The following is a 20,857-nucleotide window of genomic DNA, read 5'->3' on the forward strand; positions in this document are numbered from 1 at the left end:
ACCAGTTAGAATTGGACGAAGAATTGTTATCTTTAATTAAAAAAATTGGTATTCCAAAAACGAAAGAAATATTGCATTTTGAGTTAAAGTAAAGAAATTTCGTAAAATAATGTTTAAAAACTAAAATGGTGGGAATTACTATAATATGAAGACTTTCTAGTATTCCCCCTTTGTTATAAGGCAAAATCCTTTATGGATTTTGCCCTTTTTTTCGTTTAGGAAATTATACAAGTGGAAAGTTATGGATAACTACTACCTTGTGTGTACTACCTTGTGTTGCTACGTCCAGCTCCGGCGACTTGGCCCTCGAGACATAAGTCAGTCACTTCCGGTGGACAAAGAGCGTCCACCTGCAGCGCCGCACCTTTCTTGTCGGGCCAGAACGAGCCGCCTCCGCTTTTGTTCATTCCAGCACATTAATCTGTCCCAGCATTTTTATGTTATTCATTTCTTCCTTTTGGGAAAAATATTTATAAATACATGTTGGAGTGTTGTCAAATGGTTGGAAAAGGAAAAGCATTTACTAAAAATCTATTAGGGGTGGACGTATATTACGAACTTTATCCTAACAAGGATGCAACCAATAAACCGGTAATGGTATTAATACATGGTTTTTTGTCCTCTTCCTTTAGTTATAGAAGATTATTCCCTTTATTAAAAAAGGATTATACAGTTTTGACCGTTGATTTACCGCCTTTCGGTAAAAGTGGAAAGCAGACAACCTTTGTATACTCATATGAAAACATGGCAAAACTCGTGCTCCAATTACTTCAATCGTTATCATTTCATCGAGCAATCGTAGTTGGCCATTCTATGGGAGGACAAATTGCACTAAATATGAGTAAACTAAAGCCCGATATAGTGGAAAAATGTATTCTGTTATGTAGCTCTGGCTATCAAAAAAGAATGTCAAGCTCCCTAATAGTTAGTTCACGTATACCGTTTTTTCATATGTGGGTAAAATATTGGTTAGGTCGAAAAGGTATTTTAGGAAATTTATATAACGTAGTATACGATCGCTCATTAGTTGACGATGAAATGGTCAGTGGATATTTACAGCCGTTTACGAATGACGATATTTTTCGAGCGCTGACAAGAATGATTCGTGACCGAGAAGGGGATTTAGGAGCTGAAGAATTAAAAGGAATTGAAACTCCCAACTTACTCATTTGGGGCGAAGAAGATCGAGTGGTTCCACTTCCAATTGGTGTACGATTAAGCAATGATTTACCGAATTCAAAGCTTATAACGTACAAAAAAACTGGTCATTTACTTCCGGAAGAAAAACCAGACTACGTTACAGAAAATATATTAGAATTTGCACAATCCTAAAAACGATCGTAGCAAATAGTAGGTCTGATAACGATTTGCGAAATAAAAATGAGGAGAACATAACTCTCCTCATTTTTATATGGAACAGGAAGAATCACTATTTTTAATTAACAGTAATTCGTTCGCTATATTTACACATTTTTGTAACGGAACTATTTCCTCAAAGGAAAACTCAATTATGGCTTGAATTTTTTTCGCTAAAGGCATGATATCTTCGAGTTCGTGCACAGCTTGAATAATATCAACCCGTTCTGTTTCGTATGCGTCCTCACCGTATTGTAGAGGGTCCCAATTCATTAAAACGTCCATTAATTGGAGGTGTATATTTGCATTCAAAATAGGTCACCTAACTTTCTATACTAAAGCTTATCAGTTTAATTATAAACAACATACCAGATATAATAGTAATAGAATACACGAAAGTGGTAAGGAGGGTAGTGTCAAAAGTTCTATGAAAAACTAGCACGGGTTCATACTACCTACCATTTATTAGGTGGAAATGCCACGCTATCGCTCTTGACAAACACACCAATGGTTTATTCAGAGGTCAATCAAGGGCGAAGGGAACAAAAGAAGGCATGCTAAATAAACCCTTGACTTTTTCCATTTTAAACCATTGGTAAGTTCGGTTTGTCAAGAGTTCGCTTCGCCGATAGCTGAATAGGGCTCAGCTAAACAAAAGTTAGGCTGACTGTTGTTGAATCCAGTCTTGAGCTAATCCAATAAGGGCTGTCCATCTCGCTGGCATGGTTGGTAGCTTTTCTAATTCTGGAAGTGTTACTGGCACTTTACCTTCAAGTGAAGAATGTGGGCGCAAGAAGTTAAAGTAAGCCACAAACAATGTCACAAAAGAAACAGATCCTTGTTCAGAACCAAAGCCGTGCGTCGATCGATAATTCCCTTTAAACGTGCGATTTAGTCTCTCGATGATTTGCTTGAGAGGTCGATACTCTCTAGAGACATCGTCTTCATTTGTTAGCCCGATGACCTGTTTTACGTCAAACGATATGTGGTTCTCTGCGAAGAAATGCTGTGCCAACAAGTAAATAGGGTTACCATCTACTACAAATTGTAGGTTTTCTGGTATTACTTTCAGTTTCACTAGTACTTCATCAATCGCTCGTATCGCTGTTGCGGTGTCGCGATTTGGTGATACTGGATACGAAAGAATGACTTTCTTGACCGCATCAAAAAAGAAAAACAGATAATGCCAACGACCGTTGACCCGGATGTACGTTTCATCCCCACAGAATTGATCCGACAGCTCATACGGAAAGTAGTCAATATAAGGCTTGAGCCATAATGCGACGCTGTTTTCGTAGTTTAGGATACTTTGATGGGAGACAGACACGCCGTGAATATCCTTCATGATCGCTGCCGTTTTACGGGCCGATAATCCGTAATTGACATGGTACGTCAAGATGAGCCCAAGTGTATGCGGTGAAACATACAATCTTGATAAATCGACTTTTGGCTGCTTTGGTGATTGTTTGGATAACGGTTGATAGTCGATGTGGAACTTCCGGTAAATGTAGCGAACTTTCAGCGATTGTGGATCTTCTTTAAACTGTTTTTTCTCTTTTTTAGTCATGGCGCTCAAGTTTTTTTGATAATAGGTACACATATCATTTTTGCACTTAAACACGTGAAAATCTTTTCGTTCTTTAATTTTTTCAAGCGTTTTAAGGCAGTGAGGACACTTAAGAATGGCCTCTTTCTGATAATGACTTTTTTTATTGAAAACACACGCACACACCTTACACTGATATTGTCCTTTTCCTCCGTTGTTTGCGTACAAATACGCAGAAGGAGCACCACACTTAGGACAACATAAGGTAGACGGTACGGGCGTAGAATTCGCTCGACGCTGTACTGGTTTTAACGGTTTCCCTTTGGATTGAAGGTGTTCCGCTAATAAAAGCTGATAATCGAGCCTTTCTAGTTTTTCAATAATAGGTAAATCATCAATTTGAAGCTTTCGATAAGGCTGATTAACAGGAGCTTCTTTTGGTTTATCGAACATGCTTTTTCCAATCAATAGAGTAAGCAAAGTTCGAATAATTTGTTCTTGATAGTTTATAAAAGTTAATAAATAGGTTATAATTTGAGGGTACAAATTGTCACTTCCTTTTCTGGAATTGGGTGTTGTGGTAACCTCAATTATCTACAGAATTCAGGGGGTGGCAATTTTTTTGCTTATAAAGCCCTCTAACATAGGATTTAATAACCTATTTTTATATAAAGTTTTGACAATACGGTAAGGAGCAAAAGGGGGATTGTATGGAAAACTTTAAAGAAGTTAATCGTAAAAATACTGCAAGTGTAAAATGGGATTATACGAAAGAAGTTTTTGGCGTAGATGATTGTTTACCGATGTGGGTGGCAGATATGGATTTCCCTGCACCTAGAGCTGTTACAGATGCGATTATAAAAAGAGCAGAACACGGCGTCTACGGATACACTTCTGTGCCTTCTACTGTGACGGAGACTATCCAAAGTTGGTATAGTACTAACTATCAATGGCATTTCAACTCTAATACCGTTACGTATCTTTCAGGGGTCGTCCCAGGGCTTAGTGCGATCATTCAATCGTTATCGGAAAAGAATGATAAAGTTTTAACCTTTTCACCTGTTTATTACCCTTTTTTTAATATGATTCAATTGAATAATCGCCAATTAGTTACGAGTCCCCTTCTCTTTGAAAACGGACGTTACTATTTAGATTTTGAAGATTTAGAGAAGAAACTTAAAGATTCTGTGAAGTTACTTTTACTTTGCAATCCACACAATCCTGGTGGGACTGTTTGGTCAAAAGAAGAACTAAATAAAATCGGTGAATTATGCGTAAAATATGATGTAATCGTCGTTTCAGATGAAATCCACGGAGACTTAGCCCTTTTTGGTAACATTTACACACCGTTTGCTTCCATTTCTGAGGAATTTACAAATCAATCCGTTATTTGTATCGCTCCTACAAAAACGTTCAACATTGCAGGGTTACAAGCAGCTGCTATCATTACACACGATGATACAAAGAAAAGAAAGATTGATGCATTCCTTGAACGGCAAGGGCATTTTACAATAAACACGTTTGGTATGATAGGTATGGAAGCAGCGTATAGTAAAGGTGCCTTATGGCTTTCTCACGTTAAAAAATTGATAGAAGATAATGTAGAGACGGCTGTATCTTTTATTAAAGAACAAGTTCCGAACGTCACTGCTTTTAAGCCAGAAGGAACTTATTTAATATGGATTGACTGTCGGAAACTTCAACTAAATGAGGAACAATTAAAAGATGCATTACTAAATAGAGGAAAACTTGCATTAGATTTCGGAAAAAAGTTTGGGCCCGAAGCAGAAGGCTTTGTTCGTATGAACGTTGCCTGTTCGAAAGAAACGTTAAATGAGGGACTAAAAAGATTAAAGTTGGCCCTAACAAACGAATAGAAAAACGAGCATAAAAGCTTGAAAAGACTATTATTTTTCAAGCTTTTACGTCCGTTGCAAATGTTCTAAATAATTCAACTTCTTTACAGCTACTTTATCTCCTTCAATTTTCACTAAATGCACTCCGGTATCACCTGTATGAAAAGAAACGTGAGATTTGACAGGAAGTTGAAGTATGCTTTTCAAAATGTTTGATATCGTTCCACCATGTGATACAATCGCAATTCTAGCTACTGCATAACTTTCCGTTAATATTTTTGAAAGTACTTGTTCACACCGCATTCTAAATTCAATTTCTGATTCTCCACCCTCAATTCTTTCATGAGGCTTCCTTCCACTAGGTGGTATTGGGTAGCGGGTTGCAGCAACTTCACGAGGTAAACCTGCTAATACACCGTTATGAAACTCCATTAAGTTTTTTTCATATTTCATCATACAACTTACTTCTGTTGCGATAATTTGTGCCGTTTCTGAAGCTCTTTTTAACGTACTAGACCATATTAAGTCAGGAGGACAGTACTCATTTAAATACTGACCTAATTTCTTAGCCTGTTCTCTTCCTAGATCAGTTAAGGGATAATCAGCCCTACCTTCATGAACATTCAATACGTCAGCTTCAGATTGCCCATGACGAATTATTAGTATTTCCATGATGATCCCCCTCTTATTATCTGTAAATTTAAAATTATCCCAAAACACATAAATATGTCAATAGTATTACAAAAATATTTCTAAAATATTTCTTTTGGTCTGAACCGAAAGGAGGATACATTTTCGTAATAAAGCGCTTACAAAAAAAGAATAGTGTAGTTGTACTTATGTAGGTAGCAATCATTATATTCATGTATTGGTATGTATTTGTTAACTTTCCATTTTACGTGCTGCATAGAAATTGAATAATTTTATGACAGGCATTTTAAGGAACAAAAAAACCGTAAAAGATAACCCTTTTACGGTTTTGATATTATTCTTGTTCTTCTTCGTCAACTGGTTCTTCTACTTTTTCACCTTTTTTTGCAACTTCTTTTGTTATAACACCACAAGCAATTCTTGCACCAGAGTCACCCGTTGGTTGTGTCATTCCATCGTCACGGTTTTCGGTAATGATTATGCTAGTCCCTTCTTTTCCGAAAATAGATGTTTTACCGTCTTTAAATGTCAGTTCAGGAGCCATTAATTCTGCAACTACTGTACCATCATCCTCCACTATAATGTTCGGCAAATCTCCAGCATGAGCTCCTTCTGGATGCATTAAACCATGTTCTTTATCATCTGGATTAAAATGGTTTCCAGCTGTTTGATAATCTGGCGGGTCACATTTTCCTACTTCGTGTATATGTATACCATGCTCTCCGGGCGGTAGCCCTTCTAAATTCAGTTCAATTTTCACTCCATCAGGTTGTTCAGTAAGTTTCGCTACACCAAGACTGTCTCCATTTTCGTTAAATATTTCGACATCCATACTTGTAATATTTTCTTCTAAACATCCTGTTAATAGAAAACAAACACACAAAACTATTCCTATGACTTTTTTACCCATAGACGCCTCCAAAATATTTTACTTCTAGACTCTGTTAACGTTTTTGCTCGTTTAACAATTGCCCTTTATAAAATTAAGTACCATTCATCTTATATGTAGTTTTTCCATCTTTAAGAGAAACATTCGAATATAGACATTAATAATCAATGAAAATAAAAAGGGTCCAAAAAGTCAGTATGTACTGACCTTTTGGACATCCCTAGTCTTTTATAATATTCTTTTTACGTAATTCTGCTTCTAGCTCTTTTGCTTTTTCCGATTCTTTATGTGATATTTTCTTAATAAACAAGAAAGTTAATACACAAAAAACCATAAATATAGCCATCGTAATGGCAGCTGGAATATATTCTGACTTATCTTGAGGGAAGTATAAAAATAGGTTAAATATAAACGATGTAAACATTTAGTCACACCTTTCTAAACATCGAAGGTTTCTGTCCCATTATAACAAATGAACGTTCAACCAACCACTTAAGTTGCTCAAGAAAAGTATGGCTATTTTGTTACATTTACCTTTTCGATCACAATATCCTCAACTGGTTTATCGTTTGCCCCTGTTTCAACTTGAGCAATTTCATCGACGATATCCATACCTTCCAGAACATGTCCGAAAACTGTATGACGGTGATCTAACCACGGCGTCCCACCATTTTCCATATAAAATTCAACTGCTTTTTCTGGATAACCTGCCTTTTTCAACTGTTCCTCATACGCATCGTCTAATGGACCTGCTTGGACAATAAAAAATTGACTTCCATTCATATGTGGTTGTCCAGGGTTCGCCATCGAAAGGGCACCACGGAAATTCAGTAACTCTAATGCAAACTCATCTTCAAACGGTTCTCCCCAAATACTTTCCCCACCTGCACCAGTGCCATTTGGGTCTCCACCTTGAATCATAAATTCTTCAATAACACGATGGAAAATAACTCCATCATAATATCCATTTTCAGCGTGTGTAATAAAGTTTTCTACCGCCTTTGGTGCGTGTTCAGGGAATAGTTTTACAACAATCGTCCCTTTGTTCGTTACAATTTCCACTACTCTTTCATTTTCCGCAACTTCAGTAGACATTTGTGGAAATACTAAGTTTTCAAGGTCCACCGGCTCTTCTTGGTCATCTCCTGCAGCATTATTCGTATCATTGTTCGCCGTTGTTTCATTTGATCCTTGTCCAGTTTGTTCTTCATTGTTATCACTTGTCCCACATCCTGCAATAATAAGAACAAGGATTAAGCTAACTAAAACCAATAATTTTTTCAAAAGTGTCACACTCCTATTTAGAAATACGTTACAATGATGATACCTTAAAATAGACATCAATAACAACAATTTAAGGAGGGAAATTGTAATGGAAATAAAGATTGGGGATAAGGTCACAGGAATTTATAAAACAGGGAAGTACATAGGAGAAATTACCGATATCCGCCCACAACATTATTTAATGAAAGTAAAAGCTGTTCTTAAACATCCGCGTCAAGGTGATTTGCATTCCCCAAAAGATGTTGAAGTTCCGTTTTTTCATGAACGACGTGCTCTCGCCTATCATGAACAAACGAACATTCCTAAAAATATGGTAAAGTTGTATGAAGACGATATACCAGCTTATATCGACTCATTAAAAGCGTCATTAGACACGATGAAAAAAGAATTGTTAGAAGAAAACAGCACATGGGCGAAACGAAGCCTAGAAAACATAATGATATTAGAAAAAGACTATAAACTGTAAAATGTGGATCATTTCTACTCGTAATGAGTTAAACGAAAATAAAGCCAAATCAACTTAAAAGTGATTTGGCTTCTATAATGCATATTTGTTTGTAATTTTAGACAAATCAATTCGGTCCCCTATCGTTGTTGGTTTTGGCTTAGCTAAATATCGTTTATCTTTCTCTACAAGTTTAAAAATATTGTAAGTAGTATAAGCATCATCTAAGGCACGGTGATGTTTTCCTGTACCTTCTTTGCCATACTCTTGAACAGCCTTCCATAAACCTGTTTGATTTTGGTCTCCAAAAAATCGTTTGTACTCCATTGAAAGGTCAACGAACGTACCTTTAAACGGGAATTCAATGCTATGAAAATCACAGTTTCTTCTTAGAACTTTCATATCCATATTACCCCAAGTTATAATCGTAGTTTCGTTCTCTTCATGAAATTTTGTTAATACATTGATTAGATCGAAAAAGCTAATACCACTATCTACTTCCTTTTGTGATATATTTAAAAATTTTCTACATCGGTCAGTAAGTACCGGAAATGCTTTTGGTCTTACATACGAAGAGTAGTCATATAATATTTTTTCATTTTTCACTACTACTAATCCAACTTCGATGATTTCAGGGAAAAAATATTTGGGAGTATGACGGTTTTCTGGCATCGTAAACTCAAAATCTATGAACAAATGTAATTTTGACGAATTCACAGTTCTCCTCCTCTCTTTACTTATTATTTTCTGAATTTTATTACTTTATTATATCATGCTTGACAAGAAAATAAGTGTAGAAAAATATAATTTTCTAAATTTTTCATGAATATTGAGTGTATCACTTGCATTTCTTTCTATTTCATTTATTATTTAGTTATACGAAATATTTAATTACCGAAATAATTAAGAAGGTGAGTAAAAATTAATTCTCCAAAAAAGAACTTGTTCATTATGTGGTTTGCTAATTTTTTCGTAGCCGCAAGTGCAACGATGGTTCTTCCTTTTTTATCTTTATTCATTGATACACTAGGAAATTACTCAGATGCGTTTGTTCAGCGATCTTCTGGTATTGTTTTTGGTGTTACATTCTTGTCTGCGTTTTTCATGTCGCCTATTTGGGGACGGATAGGGGACCGCTACGGTTATAAACCGATCCTGCTTTTGACTGGTACTGGGATTGCAACAAGTATATTACTTATGAGTTTTGTAACGTCCGTAGGTCAACTATTTTTCTTACGTTTATTTATGGGAATTGTTACTGGTTTTATCCCTACTTCCATTGCACTAATTTCTGCTCAAACCGATAAAAAGATTGCAGGAAGAACGCTTGGAACTCTCCAAACTGGGACAGTTTCTGGCGGACTGTTAGGACCTCTTATGGGGGGATTGTTAGCTGATGCTTTCGGATTTACTTATACTTTTTTCATAACAGCAGCCGTCATATATTTTGCAGTATTTCTTGTTGCAGTTGGAATCCATGAAAAGAAAAAATCGAAATCAGAAAAAGAAAAGACATATACACGGAAAGAAGTATTGCATTTTATTTTTCATAACCCGATGCTTCTAACTGTTATGTTCTTATCTGTTTTTACACAAGCAGCACTCTTTAGTGTTCAACCACTATTAGCCCTATATGTAGAACAACTTACCCGAGCCGAAAATGTTGCCCTCTTAGCTGGTCTAGCTTTTTCAGCAACAGGCTTTGGCAACCTGTTAGCTTCTCGTAACTGGGGAAAGCTTGGGGATAAAATCGGATATGAAAAGGTAATGACTATTTTGATGTTACTTTGTGCGATTTTGTTTATCCCACAAGCTTTAGTTACTGAACTTTGGCAGTTAGTTTTATTTCGCTTTTTATTTGGAATGGCCGTTGGTGGGATGATTCCATGTATGACAGCTTACATCCGCTCGATTGCTCCACAGTCCATGCAAGGTGAAGTACTCGGTTATAATGTTAGCTTCCGCTTTTTAGGTAATGTCGCTGGGCCGTTAATGGGAGGAGTTATTGCTGGATTTTACGGTATTTCCGCGGTATTTTATGTTACTAGTTTTATTTTCCTTATTTGTGGGCTCGTTATGTTTTATAGTGTCAAACATTCAAATGAAAATGCAAAAGAAAGCTCCGCAGCTTAGACTAAACTCGTCACATTGGCGAGTTTTATTTTTGTCTTGATTTTGCTAATATTAATGAAAAGGAATTTAGGAGGTAAAATGTGGAATTACTTCAATATAAACGAGAACTTGTTCAATTTTTTAAGAAAAATAGAAATATAGAACAGCAACAGCCGATGGAAGCATATATGAGAAACCAGTTTCCCTTTTTAGGAATCAAAACACCGGAGAGAAAACTGCTTTTAAAACAACTTTTTGAAATGAAAGGAAAACCTCCTTTAGAATGGTTACATCCGCTAACTCTTTCGCTTTGGGAAGAGGAAGAAAGAGAATTTCAATACATCGCTCTACAATTTTTCGGAATGTATCAAAAAAAACTTCAAGTAAACGACCTTTCTCACATAGAGCAATTAGTAGTATTTAAGTCTTGGTGGGACACAGTTGACGGATTAGCACCACTTGCTGGAACTATACTTCAACATTTTCCTTCAGCCATTGAAAATTATCCAGACCGTTGGATCCATTCGGAAAACTTTTGGTTAAATCGGACTGCTATACTGTATCAGTTAAAATATAAAGAAAAAACGGATGAAGAACGGCTTTTTCATTACATTTCTATTCATAAACAATCAAAAGAATTTTTCATCCAAAAAGCAATTGGTTGGGCGTTAAGGGAGTATTCCAAAACGGCTCCCGAAGTAGTGGAAGCTTTTATTTCCTCGGCTAATTTAGCACCTTTAAGCGTTAGAGAAGGAATGAAGATAATAAAGAAGAGGGATGTACTAAAAGTCAGTAGTGACTGACTTTTAGTACCTATTTAGTTATTATTTTATTGATGCACGGATATACACGCAAGAAAGGAATATAAACTAGAAAAAGGGAAGAACGTTGCGTTTTTCCCTTTGTTTTAAGACTTATTGGACCGCTCCTTATTTTCTCTTCGGTAGAATTGCCATTGTGCAACGGGAAACGCAAACAAGCTGCTCTTTTTCATCGGTAATTTTTATATCCCAAACCATCGTTGTTTTTCCTTTGTGTAAAGGGGTACCGACAGCCTTCACTACCCCTTCTTTCACCCCACGAACGTGATTTGCGTTTATTTCAAGGCCTACACATATTTCATTTTCTTGGTCTATTAAATGATACGTACCCATACTTGCTACCGTTTCAGCAAGTGCAACCGAAGCTCCACCATGCAACAATCCGAATGGCTGATGAGTACGATGGTCAACTGGCATCGTTGCAATTACTCTCTCTTGTGAAAGCTCGACAATTTCTATTCCGAGCTGACCCATTAACGTTTTTGACATATCCACTTTTTTCTCCACCCTTTTCCCTTACTTTTTCCTTAATAATACCACTATAAAACTTAAAAAAACAAAAAAGAATAAAAGAATTGGAAGTAGTGCTGACATTGAAATCATAATGTTCCGCCTCCTTTTACGTTTAATAAAGAAAGCATCTGTTTGGGTGTAGTTGATTTGGAGAGTAAGGTAATGAATGGAGTTTTAATAAGTAAACTCAACTTGAACGTTTGCAACGATTTCAATATTTCTAGGTTCAATCGGAGTAGGTGTTGCAGATTCTTGCAGTGAAAATGTAGTTGCTCCGTAAAAGATTGTTTCTTTTATCTCCTCTACCTTTAACGGAATTGGGTTTAGCGGAACTCCTATTACTTTCGAAATAGCTGTTGCTTTTTGGTAGGCATCCTGGACAGCAAATTGTAAGACTCGTCTGTATAGAGCCTCTTCATTTGAAACTTTAAAAACAATGGCTTCTGAAATATTTGCTCCATTTTGAAAAGCAACATCGTAAATAATACCTGCCTTTTCTATATCTCTTACCGTAATTTGGAACATATGACGTACTTCATAGGTAGAAATTAAAGCTCCTTCGGGATGATCGGTATAACGGGGAAATACAGTATAAGAAGTAGTTTCGATGTCATTCCTTGCTATACCAGCTTCTACAAGTGCTGTTATCATTTGATTCGCTCTAATTCGATTTTCTTCTTGAGCTTGTGTCGCATTTTCGTTGGAAGTTAAAATGCCGATGTTTAGTAAAGCGATATCTGCTCTTGCTTTCATTACATTTGTGCCGCGAACAATTATTTTCCTTGCATGTTTTATCATTAGGAACATCACCAACCTTTCTTAAAATGTATGTGTTTCTTATACAATTTAGACTACTGAACGAAAAGGGACTGACAACTTTCTTTTTTCTTCTTCTCACATATGTTACTTATGAGAATATGAAGAAGGAGTCGTTTTCATGTATTATGTGAGACACCCTTATTTACCTCCGCCCTATTATAGAAACATACAGAATACGTATAATTATTTTCCTCGACAATATTCTAGTGTAGATCCTACCTTTTTTACTAAATCTGCAAGTGAGATGCAAACATTGATGAGTGATGCAAGTATCATTTTAGGAAGGCTATCACAATCTAAACAATTTGCATCACAAGTAATGACAGCTGCACAACAGTCCGACCAAGCAAAAGTAAACGCATTATTAAAATCGACCGGTATTCAATCAATCGTACAAGCTGAATACAATCCTGACAGACTATTATTAAAGCTTTCTTCTGCTGTAAACGAAGTAGATTGTTGCATATTAACTATTTCGTTACGTTGGAGAAATTAATGCTCCCCCGCTATTCACCGTTTAGCGGTTTTTTTTATTTAATACAATAAATTTCCATTCAACCTTTTTCTTCTTTAAATCGTTTATAATAATGACAACGAAATTTTAATGTCAGGAAGAAGATAAAATGATTCAAATTGAAAATGTATCAAAGAAGATAAATAATAAGCTATTACTTAATAATATTGAATTTTCCATTTCAGAGGGTATTTTTGGGTTACTTGGACATAACGGTGCCGGCAAAACAACTCTAATGAGAATAATGGCAACACTTTTGCCAGCAACCAATGGAGATATTCGTATTAACGGAATTTCCGTTTCACGTAACCCTGAAAAGGTGAGACAGTTTATTGGATACCTACCACAACATTTTCATGCTCATCCACAGTTAACAGGCATTGAGCTATTAGATTACGTAGCGGTGATGAAAGGTATAACGAATAAAAAAGCAAGGCGAGCTGAAATTACTAAGCGCTTAGACGAAGTAAATTTATCAAACAAAGGGTTCGAAAAGATTAAAACATATTCTCACGGTATGAAGCAGAGACTTGGAATTGCCCAGGCTTTTATCGGTAATCCTTCAGTTGTACTACTAGATGAACCAACCGTTGGATTAGATCCAGAAGAAAGATTACGTTTTCGAAGGTTGATTGCTAAAGAAAGTAAAACGAAAAGTATCATATTATCTACCCATGTGATAACAGATGTTGAAGCTTGTTGTTACGACTTAGCCTTATTAAATAAAGGCTCCTTACTACTTAATGGAACCGTAGAAAGTATTAATGAACTTGCTTGCGGTAAAGTATGGGAGGCCATCATTCCGATTAATCAAAAGAAATTACTTAATGAGTATCAAACGTTATTTGTGAAAGAAATTGGTTATGAACTTCACGTACGTCTCATTGCAGAAGAAAAACCGTTTCAAGTAGCAAAAGCAGTAGCACCAACATTAGAAGATGGACTATTTTACGTGCAAGGAGGTGCCCTTCATGCATAAATGGTGGAAGCAATTTCAATTAGAAAATAAATTTATTTTTAAAAATTGGTTTTTCCTAATCAGTCCTATTCTTTATTTTATTGTCGCCTATATTTGGCTTTCTAATGAAAATTACACAGTTTATCATACGCCGACTGAGTTTTTGAGTGTTGGGCATACGATGTCACTCGGAGTTATTTTTTTAGCATGTGTATTAGCTGTTAGACGTGACCGACATACGAGACTACTTGAATGGACGGACACACTTTCCTTTATGTATGTCTCAAAACAAAGTGCTATCTTTTTTTCGATTTTTTTTTATAGCCTTATCTATACTGTTCTGTTTTTTATCGCGTTTTTAATGACAAGTCCTATTTATACAGGTTTGTGGACGATTGGGGTATCTTTTTCTATACAAAGTCAAGTGTCTTACGCCGTTACCATTGCTCTAGGCATGCTTTTAGCGACAGCTATTCCTAACCGAATTGTGTATATTATTACTTTTTGTGCCTGGATGTTTGGAACATTTTTTATAGAAATTTTTATTATTAATCGATTTAACCTTTTTTATTTAAAAACATTTCATCTTAATCAATTTTTCATTGATAATAGTACCCCAATTGGTTGGGCTAGAAATTTAGTAGAAACGGAACTGATAATATCTCAACTTTTCGTACTAATGTTTACACTCCTATTGTTTACCATTACGGTAATGATTCAAATGTCACGTCGTCATTTTTCTAATAAGATCCTTCCGGTTATTAGTTTAGTGATTGTGGGGATTATCACTTGTGTAAGTTTTTTTCCATACGGAAGCTTGTGGAAGGATAGATTAGAAAAGAAAGCAACCATCTTAGAAGAGTCACTAAAAAACGAAGAATATACATTAACTACCTATCCTGTTGACCATTACTTGTTGGATGTTGAGTTAGTTGGTAAAAAAGAACTAAAGGTAGAGGCAACGCTTACTTTCTCAACTACTATTTCGGAAGCTTTATCTTTTACGTTATATCCGTTTTTTACAATAGAAAATGTAGAACTAAACGGTGAAAAGGTGGAATACGAGAAGGATTTTCATTTAATTACAATTAAAAATGGAATCTTACAATCTGATGAAAACACAATACATGTTCAATATTCTGGGAAAATAGACGAGTGGAATACACAATACGGTCAAGAAGTTCATTACGCATTCGTAAAAAATGAAGAAATATTTTTACCCTCCTACATTGGGTGGTATCCAATCTTAGGAGATAAACCGCTATATTCGGTTGTTAATAATATTGATTATCCAGTTCTTCTTTTACCGAGAGAATATCATCCAAAACAAATGTATCATTCTACTAACCAAAACTTCACTTTAAATCTTCACGGATTTTCAAAAGATATACTTGGTACATTCGAAGAAAAACACCGAGTGAACGACGATACAACCCAATTAGTTAGTACGAACAGTACAGGAATGACTATATTCACGAATACTAACTTAACGGAAAAAGAATTGGACGACTCTTTAACGATCATAGCCTTACCGTGGGAAATAGAAGGTTTTGAAAACAGTTATGAACAAATGAAAGGTGTTAAACACTATATAGAAGACTGGTTGCCTGTTCAACCTAATAAATCGAAAATAATTTTAATGCCTTCTTTACGTAATGTTGGGATAACCTATTACGATACGGTTATGTTAGACAATAATACTATCTTACATGACTATAGTTATCGAACAATTTCTTTTCAAAATAACGAAAGAACGGACTTGACCTATCAACAGTTAATTACACAAAATATTGGCCATTTTATTTATGGGAAAAATTTCGAACAAATTGCAAATCATTATTCATGGGTGGAAAACCCGCTCCTTCCCTATATTTATCAGTCTACTTTACTCGTCATATATAAAGATTATTATGAGTATGCATGGACTGAATTACCTGATATATACAATGGTAATTTAAGTACACTTTATAGCTTAGGTAGTTATTTAGGTAATTGGTGGGACTATAATCAAGGAAATTTGACGATCGAAGAAAAGATTTACTCTTTATTAAATGAAGAAGTACAATTTAGTGATAATAACTATGACAAAATCGTCTACATGGTAGCGCTCGCTATCGAAAATGGACAAATAGATCAAGTAAAAGAATTACTTCGTACCATTCATCTAAAACTGGCGCAATCAGATTCGTATCACTATACGTACGAACAATGGTTACAAGATTGGAATGAAGTGATTGGGGAGGTTGAACCATTTGATAACCGATGAACAGTTGTTAACACAAATGGCCAAAGGCGACCAAGCAGCCTTTGAAGCGTTTGTACATCGATATCATGCACCAATTCATCAATATATCGAAAGGCTCGTAAAAGATTCTAAAAAAGCAGAGGATCTCGTTCAAGAAACGTTTATTCGGTTAATTAAACAATTACAGAGTAAACAAATACCACAATATCCGAAAGCTTGGTTATATCGTGTCGCATCAAACTTATGTAAAGATTATTGGAGAAGTGCTTACTATCGTTCTGAAACGACGCCAAAAGAGGAACTTCCCATTAGCGAGGATGAAGGTCCATCTGTAGTCGAAATTTTTGAAAGGCAAGAAACACGACAAGAAGTGTTAACGTCGTTAAAACAATTGCCCGATATACAGCAACAAATCGTAATTTTACGATTTTACCAAGATTTAAAACTGAAAGAAATCGCAGACATATTAGACATACCACTTGGTACTGTTAAATCAAGTTTGTTTCACGCATTAAAGAAACTAAAAGACTTGTTAGTACAACAAAAGGAGGTCGAGTACGATGAAGGAACACGATCAAGAGTTATATCAACTAGAAGATGACCTAAGAGACATTTTATCGCCTTACGTCGTAAAAACGCCATCTAATGAGGATACGAAGCAATTGCTTTCCTCTTTACAATATGAATTTTCTAAACTTCAGCAAGAGGAAGAAGACGAAGAATTTGTTGCGGAACGTCCAAATTTACTAACGCAATTTCGTTCCCAGCTTTCCTTTTATCGCTGGTATTTTTGGATAGCTAGTATCGGTATATTTACCATGCTGACACTCTTTACAACGAGTATGAATTCAGGTAGTGCAGAAACAGTCTTTTTATTTACCATTCCACTTTCTATTATTTTAGGTACTTTTTATACGTACCAGAGCTGGAATAAAGAAATGCGAATTGTTGAAAGTGTTACACCGTTTCCACCCGCACTTCTTTTCTTAACAAGGTTATTAATTATTTTAGCAATGAATGTTTTATTAGGATTAGTAAGTAGTATTTTTGTTGGTGTTTCCTTGCATGAGGTAACGATGGGATCCTTTTTACTCTACTGGCTTGCTCCTACATTTATCGTTTTCGGAGTGTTTGCTTTCATTTTCTTAATGAAAGGAATGAAGCTAGCTTTTGGTACTGCCACATCTGTTTGGCTAGCTCTTTTTATCGGAGAGTTATACGTTCGAAATGAATTGCAATATATTTATCCAAGTATTATGGATTATGTACTATTACTTCAATTTGGATTGTTTGCTGTTGGGGTGTTTTTAATTATTCTCTCTGTAAAAAGAAGCTATAGAGTACAAATCGTTCAAAGTTAAGCTAGAAAGGGTTAGTACAGTGATTACAGTTCAAAATTTACGTTGGCGCTATAAATCATTTCAGTTGCAAATAGAGGAATTAGAACTTAGAAAAGGTATAACTCTTCTAGTAGGAAATAACGGTGCTGGAAAAACAACTTTCCTGCACCTTTTAGCTACTGCAAAACGACCATTAGCTGGCCAAATTTATTATGACAAGAAAACAATTGAAAAAGATCTTCCTACGATCAGGGGGAAAATCGGTTTCGTTCCAACAGGTTTAGAATTATATCAAGACTATACTGTTAAAAAGTTGCTGCTATACTTGGCGCAATTAAAAGGATTATCTAAGCCATTTGCCGAAAAACAAATAAGCAATCTGTTAAAAACTTTTCATTTATTTGACGTGGCTGATAGTAAAATAAAAAAGCTATCACAAGGAATGCAACAACGTATCGCCTTAATTCAAGCTTTTCTAGGAAGACCAAAATATATCATTCTTGATGAACCATTAAATTTTTTAGATATACATGAACGAAAAACTTTAATCCAATATTTACATTCCATTTCACAGTCTACTGCTATTATTGTCGCAACCCATGAATTAAATGAATGGGAGCATGTTTGTGATGCTGTGCTTTGGATTTACAATGGCGGCGTTGCGTTTTACGGTAGTGCAATTCAGTGGAAGTACACCAATTCTTCCTTACTATGGATAGGTACCGTGCCAGAAGAAGACATGGAAAAGTATTTTAGTAGCTTTCATACTTTAAGTGCTAAAAGAATCGGACGGGATAAGATGGAACTTAAATGCTTAAGTGACCATTGCCCATCTCCGCTATTTCAACAAGCTTACCCTACGATGGAAGATGCACTTTTTGTAAGAAAAGCAAACATAGAAGGTTAGATCTTTGCAGCGATGTAGTTTGACGTACTTTTACAAGCGTTGCAAAAAAGTTTTCCATTTCTTTTTAGCTAATAGAAGAGAATTTTTTACAAATACTATATAATAAAAAATAGATTCGTATACGGTTAAAAGAACGCGTATCACTTTCGAACTGTTTAATGTTTGCTACTAAGAGGCTTTTAAAGCCTTTTTCTATTTCGAGGACTCTTCTATTCCTTTTTTCACATATTCCCAATATATTGTCATGGACTATTATTGTATAATTACGGTATGATATTTGCGATTCTGTTAGGGGTAATAACAATGATTACACATTTTAGAAAATTAGATTGGATCTTAATAACTGCTATCGTCCTTCTATGCATTTATGGGTTAGTGATGGTTTATAGTGCAGGAATGATTACTAGTTTAAGAGATGGTTATAGTTATGATTATTATTTTCAAAGGCAATTAACTTGGCTTTATTTAGGCATTCCTGTTTTTATTGCTGCCACTATTATTCCCTATAAACTATATGATCGATTTACACCTTTAATGGTATTTGGGATTTTAATCGCTCTAATTTTAGTTACAATTCCCGGTGTCGGTGTAGATAGAGGTGGAGCGCAACGTTGGTTCCAGATTGGTAGTATTTTAGTACAACCATCAGAAATTGCAAAAATCGTTATGGTTATTTATTTTGCGAGGGTTTATGCGAAAAAACAGCCTTATATACAAGAATTTAAAAGAGGCGTATTACCTCCTCTTGCTGTATTAGTAATTGTTTTCGCACTAATTATGCGACAGCCTGACTTAGGGACAGCAACGGCTATTCTTTTAGCGTGTGGTGCTGTATTAATTTGTTCAGGGGCTCGGTTAATTCATATAGTTAGTTTAGGAGCTGTTTCATTAGCTGGTATAGTATATTTAGCTACTTCTGCCGATTATCGAATGAAACGATTAACAGCCTTTCGAGATCCATTCGCGGACGCTCAAGATACGGGCCATCAGTTAGTAAACTCTTACATTGCCATCGGAGAAGGTGGCTTATTAGGTCGCGGCTTAGGGCAAGGAATTCAAAAGCTAGGCTTCTTACCTGAGGCCCACACAGATTTTATTTTGGCCGTTATATCGGAAGAACTCGGCATTTTTGGTGTGCTATTTTTATTCCTCCTTTATTTCATCATTTTAATAAGAGGAGTTCGTACAGGTATTTTAATTAAAAACCCGTTTGGAAAACTACTTGCATTTGGAATAACGTTTCAAATAAGTACACAAGTTTTATTCAATGCAGGAGCAGTTAGTGGAATGTTACCTATTACAGGGATTACATTACCGTTTATTAGTTACGGAGGGTCTTCGTTACTACTAACCATTTTTGCAGCAGGAATACTTGTGCATTTGTCCAAACATGCAAATATTGCAAGCGAAACAAGAGAGGAGACACAACCATCATGGGAACAGAAGAGAACAAGTTAGTGTCGAATCGGATTGATTATACACTGTTATTTCTACTGTTTTTACTATTTATAATAAGTTTATTTGCCGTCTACAGTGCGTCAGGTCAATATTTTGTAAATGACCCTTATTATTTCCTTAAAAGGCAAATTGTATGGTATGTAATTGGTACGGCTGTTATGTTTGCAATTATGTTTTTTGACTATGAACTTTTGGAAAACTTAGCAATACCTTTTTATGCAATTGGGCTTTTATTATTGTTAGTAGTTTATTTCTTTGGCCATGAAAAAAATGGTTCACAAAGATGGATTAAATTACCTGGATTTGATTTACAACCATCTGAGTTTGTCAAAATATTCCTTGTTATTTTACTCTCATCCGTCATATACAAATGGGTGAAAAATAAATCGCAAGTAGAACAAACAACACCATTATGGATATTAGTAAAAATAGTCTTATATACATTACCCCCATTTTTATTAATTTTAAAACAGCCCGATTTAGGAACTGCCCTTGTTATCGGTGCAATTATGGTGACAATGGTGTTTATCAGTGGTGCATCATGGAAAATACTCACTTCCATCTTTGGCGTAATTTTAGCTGGCCTATCGACATTAGTTTATTTACACAATAAGCATTTTGATATATTTGCAAAAATAATTGAACCACATCAGTTAGAACGTATATATGGATGGTTAAACCGGAGCGAATACGCTTCTTCGTATGGCTATCAGCTGACAGAAGCGTTAAAAGGTATCGGTTCAGGGCAAGTAACAGGGCGTGGATATTTAGATGGTGTTCAAGCACAAAGTGGACGAATACCAGAAGTTCAAACCGATTTTATTTTCGCTTTAGTTGGAGAAGAGTTTGGCTTTATCGGTGCTACCCTTCTCATTTCTATTTACTTTATTATGATTTATCGATTAATTATAATAGCAATAAGCTGCGATAACCCTTTTGGAACGTATTTAGTAACGGGAATAATTGGACTATTAGTCTTCCAAATATTCCAGAACATTGGGATGACTCTCGGTCTTATGCCTATTACAGGTTTAGCTTTACCATTTTTAAGTTACGGAGGTAGCGCACTACTGACGAACTTCATTGCAATGGGAATTGTATTAAACGTTAAATATCGAACAAAGTCATTTATGTTTAAATAAT

At 35.5% G+C, this 20,857-nt stretch carries 22 protein-coding genes; 13 read left to right on the forward strand and 9 right to left on the reverse strand.

Translation table 11 applies throughout. The annotated features are described in order from the left end of the window. Positions 1-498: 498 nt before the first annotated feature. A complete protein-coding gene (locus tag BC6307_RS18445) occupies positions 499-1,332 on the forward strand; it encodes an alpha/beta fold hydrolase (protein WP_066422051.1) in 834 nt (277 codons plus the stop codon). A 75-nt stretch (positions 1,333-1,407) separates the two neighbouring features. On the opposite strand, the gene BC6307_RS18450 is transcribed toward BC6307_RS18445, so the two are convergent. Together BC6307_RS18450 and BC6307_RS18455 are read right to left on the reverse strand one after the other, a co-directional pair. Continuing rightward, a complete protein-coding gene (locus tag BC6307_RS18450; RefSeq protein WP_270064881.1) occupies positions 1,408-1,668 on the reverse strand; it encodes a DUF1871 family protein in 261 nt (86 codons plus the stop codon). 346 nt (positions 1,669-2,014) lie between these two features. Further along, positions 2,015-3,448 (reverse strand): DDE-type integrase/transposase/recombinase, encoded by a 1,434-nt coding sequence (locus BC6307_RS18455; RefSeq protein ID WP_094366019.1) that lies wholly within the window; start codon positions 3,446-3,448, stop codon positions 2,015-2,017. Between the two features lie 164 nt (positions 3,449-3,612). On the opposite strand from BC6307_RS18455, the gene BC6307_RS18460 reads away from it, so the two are divergent. Beyond that, positions 3,613-4,779 (forward strand): MalY/PatB family protein, encoded by a 1,167-nt coding sequence (locus BC6307_RS18460; RefSeq protein WP_066418980.1) that lies wholly within the window; start codon positions 3,613-3,615, stop codon positions 4,777-4,779. Positions 4,780-4,824: 45 nt separating this feature from the next. Here the strand turns inward: BC6307_RS18460 and BC6307_RS18465 are convergent, their stop codons facing one another. The 4 genes from BC6307_RS18465 to BC6307_RS18480 form a co-directional block, all read right to left on the reverse strand. Next, positions 4,825-5,430, reverse strand: coding sequence for a histidine phosphatase family protein (locus BC6307_RS18465; protein WP_066418916.1), 606 nt, complete (start codon positions 5,428-5,430; stop codon positions 4,825-4,827). 313 nt (positions 5,431-5,743) lie between these two features. Further along, a complete protein-coding gene (locus BC6307_RS18470; RefSeq protein WP_066418919.1) occupies positions 5,744-6,319 on the reverse strand; it encodes a superoxide dismutase family protein in 576 nt (191 codons plus the stop codon). A gap of 199 nt (positions 6,320-6,518) precedes the next feature. Continuing rightward, complete coding sequence (locus BC6307_RS18475) at positions 6,519-6,722, reverse strand: hypothetical protein (protein WP_066418922.1); 204 nt, start codon at positions 6,720-6,722, stop codon at positions 6,519-6,521. A gap of 92 nt (positions 6,723-6,814) precedes the next feature. Next, positions 6,815-7,582 (reverse strand): peptidylprolyl isomerase, encoded by a 768-nt coding sequence (locus tag BC6307_RS18480; protein WP_066418925.1) that lies wholly within the window; start codon positions 7,580-7,582, stop codon positions 6,815-6,817. Between the two features lie 88 nt (positions 7,583-7,670). Here BC6307_RS18480 and kapB point away from each other — a divergent pair, with 88 nt between their 5' ends. Next, positions 7,671-8,048, forward strand: coding sequence for a kinase-associated lipoprotein KapB (gene kapB / locus BC6307_RS18485; RefSeq protein WP_066418930.1), 378 nt, complete (start codon positions 7,671-7,673; stop codon positions 8,046-8,048). Positions 8,049-8,120: 72 nt separating this feature from the next. Here the strand turns inward: kapB and kapD are convergent, their stop codons facing one another. Next, positions 8,121-8,744, reverse strand: a complete 624-nt coding sequence (kapD, locus tag BC6307_RS18490) for a 3'-5' exonuclease KapD (protein ID WP_084380580.1) — start codon at positions 8,742-8,744, stop codon at positions 8,121-8,123. 234 nt (positions 8,745-8,978) lie between these two features. On the opposite strand from kapD, the gene BC6307_RS18495 reads away from it, so the two are divergent. Both BC6307_RS18495 and BC6307_RS18500 read left to right on the forward strand, forming a co-directional pair. Further along, entirely contained in the window at positions 8,979-10,160 is a 1,182-nt protein-coding gene (locus tag BC6307_RS18495; RefSeq protein WP_084380590.1) for an MFS transporter, read from the forward strand. Positions 10,161-10,240: 80 nt separating this feature from the next. Further along, complete coding sequence (locus BC6307_RS18500; protein ID WP_066418936.1) at positions 10,241-10,942, forward strand: DNA alkylation repair protein; 702 nt, start codon at positions 10,241-10,243, stop codon at positions 10,940-10,942. A gap of 126 nt (positions 10,943-11,068) precedes the next feature. Here BC6307_RS18500 and BC6307_RS18505 read toward each other — a convergent pair whose 3' ends face one another. Beyond that, positions 11,069-11,449, reverse strand: coding sequence for a hotdog fold thioesterase (locus tag BC6307_RS18505; RefSeq protein WP_066418987.1), 381 nt, complete (start codon positions 11,447-11,449; stop codon positions 11,069-11,071). A gap of 198 nt (positions 11,450-11,647) precedes the next feature. Then, positions 11,648-12,271: an SIMPL domain-containing protein gene (locus tag BC6307_RS18510; RefSeq protein ID WP_066418938.1), complete on the reverse strand. Its 624-nt coding sequence runs from the start codon at positions 12,269-12,271 to the stop codon at positions 11,648-11,650. Positions 12,272-12,410: 139 nt separating this feature from the next. Here BC6307_RS18510 and BC6307_RS18515 point away from each other — a divergent pair, with 139 nt between their 5' ends. The 8 genes from BC6307_RS18515 to rodA all read left to right on the forward strand — a co-directional run bounded on the left by BC6307_RS18515 (position 12,411) and on the right by rodA (position 20,856). Next, the gene (locus tag BC6307_RS18515; RefSeq protein WP_084380584.1) at positions 12,411-12,788 is read left to right on the forward strand and encodes a YuzC family spore coat inner layer protein; all 378 of its coding nucleotides are present in this window, start codon (positions 12,411-12,413) and stop codon (positions 12,786-12,788) included. 127 nt (positions 12,789-12,915) lie between these two features. Beyond that, positions 12,916-13,785 (forward strand): ABC transporter ATP-binding protein, encoded by an 870-nt coding sequence (locus tag BC6307_RS18520; protein ID WP_066418940.1) that lies wholly within the window; start codon positions 12,916-12,918, stop codon positions 13,783-13,785. Then, a complete protein-coding gene (locus tag BC6307_RS18525) occupies positions 13,778-16,030 on the forward strand; it encodes a M1 aminopeptidase family protein (RefSeq protein WP_066418942.1) in 2,253 nt (750 codons plus the stop codon). Before BC6307_RS18520 ends, BC6307_RS18525 begins: the two co-directional genes overlap by 8 nt. Next, the gene (locus tag BC6307_RS18530; protein WP_066418944.1) at positions 16,017-16,610 is read left to right on the forward strand and encodes an RNA polymerase sigma factor; all 594 of its coding nucleotides are present in this window, start codon (positions 16,017-16,019) and stop codon (positions 16,608-16,610) included. Before BC6307_RS18525 ends, BC6307_RS18530 begins: the two co-directional genes overlap by 14 nt. Then, positions 16,570-17,370, forward strand: a complete 801-nt coding sequence (locus BC6307_RS18535) for a hypothetical protein (protein ID WP_066418947.1) — start codon at positions 16,570-16,572, stop codon at positions 17,368-17,370. Before BC6307_RS18530 ends, BC6307_RS18535 begins: the two co-directional genes overlap by 41 nt. A gap of 19 nt (positions 17,371-17,389) precedes the next feature. Next, entirely contained in the window at positions 17,390-18,256 is an 867-nt protein-coding gene (locus BC6307_RS18540; RefSeq protein ID WP_066418948.1) for an ABC transporter ATP-binding protein, read from the forward strand. A gap of 303 nt (positions 18,257-18,559) precedes the next feature. Next, positions 18,560-19,714: a putative lipid II flippase FtsW gene (gene ftsW / locus BC6307_RS18545; RefSeq protein ID WP_066418949.1), complete on the forward strand. Its 1,155-nt coding sequence runs from the start codon at positions 18,560-18,562 to the stop codon at positions 19,712-19,714. After that, on the forward strand, positions 19,690-20,856 hold the full coding sequence (rodA, locus tag BC6307_RS18550; protein WP_066418953.1) for a rod shape-determining protein RodA: 1,167 nt from the start codon (positions 19,690-19,692) through the stop codon (positions 20,854-20,856). Before ftsW ends, rodA begins: the two co-directional genes overlap by 25 nt. Position 20,857: the final 1 nt, after the last annotated feature.

The organism is Sutcliffiella cohnii (genome assembly GCF_002250055.1).
GTDB classification, from domain to species: domain Bacteria; phylum Bacillota; class Bacilli; order Bacillales; family Bacillaceae_I; genus Sutcliffiella; species Sutcliffiella cohnii.

Bases quoted from the DNA above. Each gene is read 5' to 3' on its own strand.
- rodA (WP_066418953.1), top strand. From the start codon at position 19,690: ATGGGAACAGAAGAGAACAAGTTAGTGTCGAATCGGATTGATTATACA.
- BC6307_RS18510 (WP_066418938.1), bottom strand. From the start codon at position 12,271: ATGATAAAACATGCAAGGAAAATAATTGTTCGCGGCACAAATGTAATG.
- BC6307_RS18445 (WP_066422051.1), top strand. From the start codon at position 499: ATGGTTGGAAAAGGAAAAGCATTTACTAAAAATCTATTAGGGGTGGAC.
- BC6307_RS18470 (WP_066418919.1), bottom strand. From the start codon at position 6,319: ATGGGTAAAAAAGTCATAGGAATAGTTTTGTGTGTTTGTTTTCTATTA.
- BC6307_RS18495 (WP_084380590.1), top strand. From the start codon at position 8,979: ATGTGGTTTGCTAATTTTTTCGTAGCCGCAAGTGCAACGATGGTTCTT.
- BC6307_RS18525 (WP_066418942.1), top strand. From the start codon at position 13,778: ATGCATAAATGGTGGAAGCAATTTCAATTAGAAAATAAATTTATTTTT.
- BC6307_RS18505 (WP_066418987.1), bottom strand. From the start codon at position 11,449: ATGTCAAAAACGTTAATGGGTCAGCTCGGAATAGAAATTGTCGAGCTT.
- BC6307_RS18465 (WP_066418916.1), bottom strand. From the start codon at position 5,430: ATGGAAATACTAATAATTCGTCATGGGCAATCTGAAGCTGACGTATTG.
- ftsW (WP_066418949.1), top strand. From the start codon at position 18,560: ATGATTACACATTTTAGAAAATTAGATTGGATCTTAATAACTGCTATC.
- BC6307_RS18520 (WP_066418940.1), top strand. From the start codon at position 12,916: ATGATTCAAATTGAAAATGTATCAAAGAAGATAAATAATAAGCTATTA.
- BC6307_RS18460 (WP_066418980.1), top strand. From the start codon at position 3,613: ATGGAAAACTTTAAAGAAGTTAATCGTAAAAATACTGCAAGTGTAAAA.
- BC6307_RS18535 (WP_066418947.1), top strand. From the start codon at position 16,570: ATGAAGGAACACGATCAAGAGTTATATCAACTAGAAGATGACCTAAGA.
- BC6307_RS18515 (WP_084380584.1), top strand. From the start codon at position 12,411: ATGTATTATGTGAGACACCCTTATTTACCTCCGCCCTATTATAGAAAC.
- kapB (WP_066418930.1), top strand. From the start codon at position 7,671: ATGGAAATAAAGATTGGGGATAAGGTCACAGGAATTTATAAAACAGGG.
- BC6307_RS18475 (WP_066418922.1), bottom strand. From the start codon at position 6,722: ATGTTTACATCGTTTATATTTAACCTATTTTTATACTTCCCTCAAGAT.